This window comes from Pseudomonadota bacterium (genome assembly GCA_010028905.1).
Taxonomy (GTDB): Bacteria; Vulcanimicrobiota; Xenobia; order RGZZ01; family RGZZ01; genus RGZZ01.
The window spans coordinates 1-9055 of record RGZZ01000186.1 but is presented as its reverse complement, the minus strand read 5'-3'; the positions used below and the strand labels follow the sequence as shown (position 1 = coordinate 9055).

The window sequence follows — 9055 nt, the reverse complement described above, 5'->3', positions numbered from 1 at the left end:
GAAAGCGCTCAGGAAGCACGGCTACTGGTGAACGCGCGCATCCTGGCTCTGCTCGCCCTGCTTCTCGTCGCGCTGAACGGCGCCGTCTTCCTGCTGCAGCATCGCGAGAGGAAGGCCGCGCGCGTCGCGGTTCCCGCGGAGGCGCCGGCCACGGTGCAGTACGAGGGGTTCTATGTCGCCTGGAGCGCCGACGGCGCCACCTGGACCCCGCCCCAGGCCATGCCGCTGATGACGGGCGAGACGGGGCATCATCCTCGTCTGGCCTGGATCAGCGGTCGCCCCTTCATCGTCTACGACACGCCGTATCAGGGCATGGCGCGCAGCGAGGTCGGTCGCACGGGCGTGGGGCACGGGTTTCACCTCGAGGTGTCGGTTCCGGTCACGGTCAGCGGCGAGGAAGGGAAGGCCTCGCACCCGTGCGTGATGCAGATCCCCTCCGGCGACTACCGCCTGTACTACGTGGCCTCGGGTGAGGTGCGGAGCGCCCTGTCGAGAGACGGGATCACGTGGAAGCGCGAGCCCGGAACCCGCCTCGAGGGACCGGCCGTCGACGACGCCGATGTGATCATGTTCGCCGACGGTCGCTACCGTCTGTTCCATACGCGTCAGGGCGCTCCCGAGGTGCGCAGCGCCGTCTCCACCGATGGGCTTCGCTTCACGGTCGATGAGGGAAGCCGCGTCGAGGGCACGGCTCCATCGACCATGTTCCTCATGTCGAGCGGCGCCTACCAGATGCTCTTCCAGACCGTCGACGCCAGCATCGGTTCCGCCCTGTCGCGCGACGGCCTCTCGTTTCAGGTCGACCCAGCGTTCCGCGGTCTCTTCCCGCCGACCGCCACCCTGCAGCCCATCAGTCCTTCGGTCACCATTCACACAGACGGGACCTGGGTTGCCGTCTGCGCATACGAACCGCGCTCCTCGGCCACGGCGAGGAGCACGCCCTGACGCCGGCGAAACCCTCCTCCATGCGACGAGATACCCATCGGCTGCTTGTCTTGAGCGTGGTGGCGTGCGGAATCGCTTTCGCGCTGGCGCTGCGCGGGCAGATCCCCGTGCGACGCGCCGCCTCGTCCGGGAACGTGTCGCCGACGGTGGCCTCCCCCTTGTCTGCTTCCTCTGAGCCGCTTGGAACCAGCGAAGAGATCGAGGCTGGCCGGCGTGACCTGGCCGCGCTGCTGGGAACGGCGGCCGAGCTTCGCCGTCTTCACGCCGACATCAAGCCGGGGTGCAACGAAGCCCACTGGAAGCAGATCCCGTGGATGACCAGCCTGTGGAAGGCGCGCCAGCGGGCTGCGTCAGAGAGCCGACCGATGCTCCTCTGGTGCATGGACGGCAGCCCTCTGGGAAGTACCTGACCCAACGGGCTTGCGAGCCGTGTGCTCGCCTTCTCAGACCCCGAGGTCATCCGCATCGTGCGGCGAGAGTTCGTCGCCGTGGCGGCCAACGGCATTCGTCTCTACACCCAGCAGGACGCCGAAGGCGATCTCTTCCGGGCCATCGTCTCCGCGGTGCAGCAGCCGTACGCGCTCGATCCGTCGCGTCAGGGCATCTACATCACGACGCCTTCTGGCAAGGTCCTGGCGCACATCCGCAACATCTCCGGACGCATGAACGTTCCCGAGACCCTGCGACAGGCCTCCGCGGAGTATGCCTCCCTCCCCGTCGCAGACCGCGCGCGAAAGCGGGTGGGCGCCGTGGAGCGCGATCCCGCCGAGGCCATCCACCCGCCCGCGGGAGGCATGGTGCTGCGCACCTACACGCGCCGTCTGCAGCGCACCGGCGAGCGCATCAGCGCATCGGCGGTATCGTACTTCCGCCACGACATGGTGTTCTCACAAGAGCCCCAGTACGATCACGTCTGGGTCACGCGGCAGGAGCTGCTGGGCATGCTGCCCACACCCCTGCGCCCTGGCGTCTCGCGCCAGGTGCCAGAGAGCCTCGCGCTGCAGATCTGCCGAGACAACCTGGCCGACACCACGTGGAAGGGCTCAGACGAGTGGGCGCCTGGGGAGATCGGGCCGCACGCGCTCACCGCCAAGGTGAAAGCCGTGGAGGCGGGCGTGGCCATCATTGCCGTTCACGGCACGGCCTCCTTCTTCCGCAACGGACGGCAGCGCGTCGACGCCGTGCTCGAGGGCGAGCTGCGCTGGAGCGTGAAGCGTCAGGTCGCGGAGCGCTTCGACATGGTGGCGCTCGAGAAGCGTCTCGAGCGCGGAGATCGTGGGCAGCCACTGGTGTCGTACTTCGGCGTGGCGTTCGAGCTGGCCGATGGCAGCGACCCGGGCGATGTCATTCCGCCACACGAGCGCGACTGGTGGTTCCGCGACAAGACCGGCGTCGGGCTGCGCTGATCGCGCGCGACCGTCGAGACGGCGATGTGGCGCCGCTGCCGCGGCAGGAACGTCGGGTGAACCCGCCAAGACAGCGCGCACCTGAGAGGAGCTGTCGCCCATGTCCACTGACGTCGTTGTCGTCTCCGCTGTTCGCACCCCCATCGGAAGGTTCGGAGGCGCGCTGGCAGATCTCACCGCCGCCCAGCTGGGTGCGGTGGCGCTGCGTGCCGCGCTCGAGCGTGTTCAGCTCGCCCACGGCGACGTCGCGGAGGTGTTCTTCGGCTGCGCCCGACAGGCGGGTGGCGGGCCGAATGTGGCGCGCCAGGTGACGGTGAAGGCGGGGCTGCCGCACGAAGTGCCCGCCGTGACCATCAACCAGGCGTGTGCCAGTGGTCTGCGCGCCATCTTGATGGGGGCCGAGGCCATCATGCTCGGTCGTGCGACGGTTGTGGCCGTGGGGGGAACGGAGAGCATGAGCCGCGTGCCCTTCCTGCTCGAGCGGGCGCGCTGGGGCTATCGCCTGGGCCACGGCGAGGTGGTTGATGGTATGTATCGCGATGGCTTCAGCTGTCCGCTCAGCGAGAAGATCATGGGCGAGACGGCCGAGACCCTGGCCGAGCAGTATGGCATCTCTCGAGAGACACAAGACGCCTTCGCGCTGGAGAGCCAGCAGAAAGCGGCGCGCGCAGCCGCTGAGGGAGCGTTCGTCGACGAGATCGCGCCTGTCGATTTCGAAGCGTTCGGCTTCACCGGCAAGAAGGCGCGGCCGATCTTCGCGGTCGATGAGCACCCCCGAGCCGATACCACCCTCGCGTCGCTCAAGAAGCTGCCGCCTGTCTTCAAGGGCACGATCACGGCGGGGAACGCTTCGGGAATCACCGACGGCGCGGCCGCGTTGATACTCATGTCGGCGGAAGAGGCCGCGCGGCGGGGGCTCGTGCCGTTGGCCCATCTGCGTGAGTACGCGGCGGTGGGTCTCGATCCGGCCGTGATGGGGCTGGGCGCCGCGCTCGCGGCGAAGGCGGTGCTCGAGCGCGCGGGTCTCTCGCCAGATGCCATCGACCTCTACGAGGTGAACGAGGCCTTTGCGGCGCAGGTGCTGGCCTGTCAGGAGCTGTACAGGCTGCCCGAGGCACGCATCAATGTGCTCGGTGGCTCCATCGCCCTCGGACATCCCATCGGGTGCACGGGCGCGCGCATCACGGTCACCTTGCTCCACGCCATGCGGCGCAGCAACGCGCGCAACGGTCTCGCCACGCTCTGTGTCTCGGGCGGCATGGGGCTGGCCGCACGCTTCGAGCGCCCCTCTGTCGGATAGAGGGGAGCAGGCGCGCGGCTGCGAACTGTCACGTACTCGTCTGTTCAACGACGAGACCCGGAGAGAGGACACTTCCCATGACCAGGAACACCTTGCGCACTGCGGCGCTGGTTCTGACATTGATGCTCACGATGATCCCGATGGCTCGCGCAGAGGGCGGCGATCCGGCCAAGGCCTGCCAGGCGTTCTGGGCCGACCTTGCGGAGAAGCGGTACGGTGATGCGTGGGATGCGCTCACGGAGGGCAGCAAGGGCTGGATCGTCTCTGAGACGGCCAAGGCAGGCAAGGTCTCCAAAGAAGAGGTCCGCGCACTGTTCGACAAGCACAATGAAGAGGTGCTCAACGCCTTCTGGAATGCGTTCTGCGAGAAGATGAACCCCGAGTCCATCGCCTCGCTCACGTACAAGGCCGGGCCCGTCCAGGGAGACAAGTGCAAGGTCGAGGTCACGGGGGGCGATGCGAGCAAGCCCATCGGGCTCGAGATGCTTCGCGAGGGCGGTCAGTGGCACTTCGGTCTCGCGGAGACCTTCATGAAGTAGCCGCGGCACGTCTGTCGCGACTGCCAGGCCCTGAGCGCAAGCTCGGGGCCTTTTGCTTCGACAGCCTCCCGGAGGAGGCGGCCCTGAGCGCCATCGAATTGCGCATCCATGAACGGTGCCCCTCAGACGCCTTCGCCGCGCCCCCGACAGCGAGGCCCCCAGCCCAAGTCCGTCTCTCCGGTGTGGTTCATCGCCGCGGCGCTCGGGGTCGCGGCGATGTTCCTCTTCCTCTCGAGTCGGCTGCGCACCGCGAGCGACGCCGAGATCGAGGCGCAGGTGCGCTCCGCGGGAAAGCCGCCAGAGCTTCGCAAGGGAGGGAAAGACCCCTGGAAGGCCGCGCCGGACGGTACTTCGCTCGCCATCGGGGACGAGGTGCGCACAACCGAGGGCATGTCATCGGCGCTCGCGTTCGAGACGGCGGCGTCGATGCGATTGTTCATCTACAGCGTGGGTCGCGTCGAGGCGTTCTCGCGCGAGCAGGGTGAGCTCGTCGTGCGTCTGCTGGAGGGGCGAGCGTGGATGGACGCGGATCGCGCGATGCGTGTGAAGGTGCTTTCTCCCGCGGGCGAGGTGACCGTGAGCGATGGCGCTGCCGAGATCAGACTCGAGCGAGACCGCTTCGAGGTATGGGCCTGGCGAGGCAGCGTCACCTGCGCGGGCAAGCCGCTCGTACAAGGGCACAGGCTTGTGGGGGAGACGGGGAAGCCTGCCGTCGAACGCGCAATGCCGCAGCGCGCCGACGTCTGGCAGGCGTGGAACCTGCGCACCGACACGTCGCTCCTGGCGACTGGGCCTCCGCCTGACATCCTCGCCACGGGGAAGGCGATGGCCGCCGCACCCCTCGCGTCGGCCACGCGGAGCCCGCGGCGCCCGGTCGCCGTCAAGGCCTCCACGGCGCCTTCGTCACGCCCCGTGGCGCGTCGCTCGAGCGGTCCGGCCGCTTATCCCACGGCGCTGGGTGCGGTCTCGGGCCGGCAGACCAGGGGGTCGGCTGTCAGCGCGGGGGCAGGCGATGGTGGGCAGGGCCAGCGCGAAGAGGTCACGCTGAGCGCCAACGATCCCATCGAGAAGCAGATCGCGGACGCGGGAACCGTTGACATCATGCAGCATGTGGCGCTCCTTTCCACCGATCCGTCGCTCATCGCCAGGGTCGACCGCGTCGGGCGAAAGATCGCGCAGTGCTCGCCTCGGGCGAGCCTGCCCTGGTCGTTTCGTGTGCTCGAGACGCGGAAGCTCAATGCCATGACCGTGGGCTATGGTCGCGTGTATGTGACGCGCGGGATGCTCGAGATCGTCGACGACGAAGAGCTGGCTGGCGTGCTCGGGCATGAGATCGCCCATGCGTGCATGCGTCACCTCGAGCGGTCGTTCGACAAGAAGCAAGAGATCATGGGGTACGTCCGAAAGGCCGAGGACGCGCGCCGTCGGGCCATGGCGCTGCAGGACGGCACGGCCAGCGGAGAGAGCCAGACCCTCGAGGCGCTCGTCTCAGAGTATCGTGAGAACCTCCGCCGCGCCCTCGAGCTGCTCGAACAGGCCCAGTCTCCCGCGGAGCGATGGGAGGCCGAGTATCAGGCCGATCGATACGGCATGCTGTACGCCCACGATGCGGGCTATCGCCCCGTGGGTCTCATCGACAGCCTCGAGAAGCTGCGGCAGGCCAGTGGTGGCGATCTCTCTGTGAGCGCCGAGGTGAAGGCGGCAAGCAGCCATCCGCCCTTGTCGGAGCGCCTCGAGATCGCGCGAAAGGTCTATCAGAGCTTCTTCGCGGGTCGTCGCTGAAGCCAAAGACCTTGCCAGTCGTTTACAAATCGTTGCCTTCCGCGGGTGCGGGGATGTGCTATCATTGGCGGCGCATGAGACTCTCCACCCCTGCGCTTGAGACGTTGCTCGCGGTCGCGCGTCCCATTCCCGCCACGTCGATCCCGGCGCCGTGCCTCCTGAAGGCCTCGGTGTGTCCGGATGTGTTCGTCGCCTCGTCGATGGCGTCGACGTGCGACGAAGCCGTGCCTCTTGTGCCTCTCGCCAGCGCTGCTGCGCCTGTCGATTCACCTTCCGCGGCACCGGACGCGCGTCTGGCCGCGGCCATCGAGGGCGTGATCGCCCGCGACGAGAAGATGCGGTCGGCGCACTGGGGCTTCGTCATCGCCGACGACAAGGGCAACGTGGTGTACCAGCGAGACGCGGAGCGGCTCTTCAACCCTGCGTCGTGCATGAAGCTCATCACCGGGGCGGCCGCCACGGCGGCGCTCGGGGCAGACAAGACCTTTCAGACCGCCATCGTCACCACGGGACAGGTCGACGCGGCCGGCGTGCTGCGCGGCGATCTCCATCTCGTGGGTGGCGGAGACCCCTCGTTGCAGACCGCCGATCTCGAGGCGGCCGTCAAGCGCCTCGGCATCAAGCGCGTCGAGGGGAAGGTGCTGGTCGATGATCACGCATTCGACGACGCGCGTCTCGGCACGGGGTGGTCGTGGAACAACTTCAGCGCCTACTACAGCGCGGAGAGCGACGCGCTCACGGTAGACGAGGGGTGTGCCATCGTGCGCGTGTCCCGGAGCGGCGCGGTGGCCGAGCCGGACACCGGCTATCTCACCTTTGACAATCACGCGACCGCAGGGGCCGAGACCCGTCTCGACGTCGACAGACGGCTCGGCACCAACGTCATCACCATCGACGGAACGGTGTCTGCCCCGTCGAGCACCTGGGTCACGGTGCACGATCCCGCCATCTACGCGGGCAATGTGCTCAAGTGGCTCTGCAAGAAGAGCGGCATCGAGGTCACCGGCGGCGTGGAGAGGGCGGTGGCGCCAACGGGCGCGCGCACGCTCTGGCAGCACGCCTCGGCACCGCTGGCCCAGCTCGAGCGGCAGATGCTCAAGGAGAGCGACAACGTGTACGCCGAGTCGCTCTTTCGGGCTCTCGCTGGCGGCAGCTCCGCGCAGGCACCCGATCGGGAGGCGCAGCTGCTGCACATCGACGAGGCGCACCAGATCGTTGACGGCAGCGGGCTCTCTCGCCAGGATCTCGTCTCCCCCGCGACGTTGCGCAACGTCGTGGCTCAGTACTATCGTGACGCGGTCAGCCGCGATCTGCTGCCCATCGCGGGGGTCGACGGCACGCTGAAGCGTCGCATGCCGTCCTTGCAGGGGCGGGTGAGCGCCAAGACCGGCACCCTCGACAACGTGTCGAGCCTCGCGGGATGGCTCACCCTCAAGGACGGTCGGCGGTACTCCTTCGCGTGGATGTGCAATGGATACCCGGGCGCGGGGGTGAAGGCCACGGAAGATGCATTGATGACCGCCGTTGACGGCGTGCTCTCGCAGTCGGCGGCGCCTGCGCCCCAGGGCTGACCATCGGAGGCGCTGGCCTCGGCGGTCGAAGCTACTCGACGCTCTTGCCGCCCCGTGAGCATGTCTCGCAGATCCCGAAGATCACCATCGTGTGGCGGGTGGGCGTGAAGCGGTTCTCTGCCGCGACCTGGTCTTGCAGCGCCTCGATGGTGGCGTTGTAGAACTCGATGGTGTGCCCGCAGGCGGTGCAGACCATGTGATCGTGATGGGGCTGCTCGAAGTGGTGCTCGAAGTACATGCGCCCATCAGCGAAGTAGACCTCGCGGGCCAGCTCGCACTCCTTGAGCAGCTTGAGGGTGCGGTAGACTGTGCTGTAGCCGATCCCGGGATGGGCCTCGCGCACCTTGTGGTAGACCGCTTCCGCGGACTGGTGATCGTGGCTGGCAAGGAAGAGCTCGAGCACCGCGTCACGCTGCGCGGTGCGCTTCAGCCCCTTCTTCTGCAGGTAGGCGTAGAAGATCTGTTTCTCTTGGATCATCGGGTTTGTCGCGGGAACGTCTTTCGCATCGCTTCTGAAGGATCATAGCCTCGGGTTGAAGGGGTGTCAATGGACCTGCGCGGCGGGGCGCGTTCCCACGGAAAGAGCACAGGCCGCCGGGGCGGCCTGTGGCTCGGGTCTGGAGACGAGGCGTGTGGCGCTCAGTGGCGCCCGCCACCGCCCGTCGCGTGGTGCGCGCCGCCCCCTGTTGCCTGGTGCGCGCCCACATTGCCACCGCCATGGTCGTTGGGCAGGAAGACGCGGAACGAGGTTCCGTAGTTCGTGATCTGACGGCGCATGACGTCGCTTGCCTCACGACCGTCGCCCGTGGCGATGGAGATGTGGCCGTGCTCGTGCCCGTTGCCGCGGTTCCACACCACGATGGCGCCTGGGGGCAGGTGCTGGAGGTCTTGACTGTTGAGGCCCTTGACCTCTTGCACCTTTGAGTTGCGGGCCAGCTGGTCGGCCGCCATGTAGGCGCTCTCGCCGCTCACGTTGATGCCCACCTTGGCGAGGTCTTGCGCCACATTGCGGTAGCAGTGGTGGCCGTCGCCTGTGCCGTCGGTGGCGTGCTGCACGGCCAGCGAGGCGAGCTCGCGTCCCATGGGGGTGCCGCCGTTGAAGTCGTTCGGGTTGACGTCGCGCGCCTCTGCCCCGGGACCGCCGCCGACCTCGGGGCCGGCCCCCGCGGGAGCGCCCCCGTTCTGCCAGTTCGGATACTCCGGCTGGGGCTGTGGGGCCGAGACGCGGTCGGTGTGCCCCGCGAGCTGGGCGTAGAGCTGCTCGATCTGGTGGCGCGTCTGGCCCGCGCCCTCTTCGTCGCCGCTTGCGATCTGCGCGAACAGCTGCTGCTGGAGCTCCCACAGCTTGCGGTAGAACTCGAGCACCTTCTGCTGATCTTCAGGGCTCAGGGCGAACTGTGCATTGGCGCTGAGACTCGAGGTGTCCATCGGGCCTGCGGAGCCCATCGGGAAGCCCTGTGCGATGTTGGCGAGCGACTGCATCGCCTGCGGACCTTGAACGCCGAACGGTCC

Annotated in this window: 9 protein-coding genes; 7 read left to right on the top strand and 2 right to left on the bottom strand. The window is 67.8% G+C overall.

Annotation, left to right across the window (positions count from 1 at the left end):
- Nucleotides 1-27: 27 nt before the first annotated feature.
- From EB084_13410 to dacB, 7 genes are all read left to right on the top strand, one after another.
- Nucleotides 28-945, top strand: a complete 918-nt coding sequence (locus EB084_13410; GenBank protein ID NDD29255.1) for a hypothetical protein — start codon at nucleotides 28-30, stop codon at nucleotides 943-945.
- Between the two features lie 20 nt (nucleotides 946-965).
- A complete protein-coding gene (locus EB084_13405; protein NDD29254.1) occupies nucleotides 966-1355 on the top strand; it encodes a hypothetical protein in 390 nt (129 codons plus the stop codon).
- A 21-nt stretch (nucleotides 1356-1376) separates the two neighbouring features.
- Entirely contained in the window at nucleotides 1377-2351 is a 975-nt protein-coding gene (locus EB084_13400) for a hypothetical protein (GenBank protein ID NDD29253.1), read from the top strand.
- 100 nt (nucleotides 2352-2451) lie between these two features.
- Nucleotides 2452-3651 carry an acetyl-CoA C-acyltransferase gene (locus EB084_13395; GenBank protein ID NDD29252.1) on the top strand — a complete coding sequence of 400 codons (1200 nt, stop codon included), beginning with the start codon at nucleotides 2452-2454 and terminating at the stop codon, nucleotides 3649-3651.
- 77 nt (nucleotides 3652-3728) lie between these two features.
- Nucleotides 3729-4190 carry a hypothetical protein gene (locus EB084_13390; protein ID NDD29251.1) on the top strand — a complete coding sequence of 154 codons (462 nt, stop codon included), beginning with the start codon at nucleotides 3729-3731 and terminating at the stop codon, nucleotides 4188-4190.
- A 108-nt stretch (nucleotides 4191-4298) separates the two neighbouring features.
- Nucleotides 4299-5972 (top strand): hypothetical protein, encoded by a 1674-nt coding sequence (locus tag EB084_13385; GenBank protein NDD29250.1) that lies wholly within the window; start codon nucleotides 4299-4301, stop codon nucleotides 5970-5972.
- 53 nt (nucleotides 5973-6025) lie between these two features.
- The gene (gene dacB, locus EB084_13380) at nucleotides 6026-7543 is read left to right on the top strand and encodes a D-alanyl-D-alanine carboxypeptidase/D-alanyl-D-alanine-endopeptidase (GenBank protein NDD29249.1); all 1518 of its coding nucleotides are present in this window, start codon (nucleotides 6026-6028) and stop codon (nucleotides 7541-7543) included.
- Nucleotides 7544-7574: 31 nt separating this feature from the next.
- Here the strand turns inward: dacB and EB084_13375 are convergent, their stop codons facing one another.
- A complete protein-coding gene (locus tag EB084_13375) occupies nucleotides 7575-8021 on the bottom strand; it encodes a transcriptional repressor (protein NDD29248.1) in 447 nt (148 codons plus the stop codon).
- 161 nt (nucleotides 8022-8182) lie between these two features.
- Nucleotides 8183-9055 (bottom strand): hypothetical protein (locus EB084_13370; GenBank protein ID NDD29247.1); only part of this gene is annotated, 873 nt, incomplete at its 5' end.

Excerpts from the sequence above, each read along its gene's own strand:
- EB084_13405 (NDD29254.1), top strand. The coding sequence starts at position 966 with ATGCGACGAGATACCCATCGGCTGCTTGTCTTGAGCGTGGTGGCGTGC.
- EB084_13395 (NDD29252.1), top strand. The coding sequence starts at position 2,452 with ATGTCCACTGACGTCGTTGTCGTCTCCGCTGTTCGCACCCCCATCGGA.
- EB084_13390 (NDD29251.1), top strand. The coding sequence starts at position 3,729 with ATGACCAGGAACACCTTGCGCACTGCGGCGCTGGTTCTGACATTGATG.
- EB084_13385 (NDD29250.1), top strand. The coding sequence starts at position 4,299 with ATGAACGGTGCCCCTCAGACGCCTTCGCCGCGCCCCCGACAGCGAGGC.
- dacB (NDD29249.1), top strand. The coding sequence starts at position 6,026 with ATGTGCTATCATTGGCGGCGCATGAGACTCTCCACCCCTGCGCTTGAG.
- EB084_13375 (NDD29248.1), bottom strand. The coding sequence starts at position 8,021 with ATGATCCAAGAGAAACAGATCTTCTACGCCTACCTGCAGAAGAAGGGG.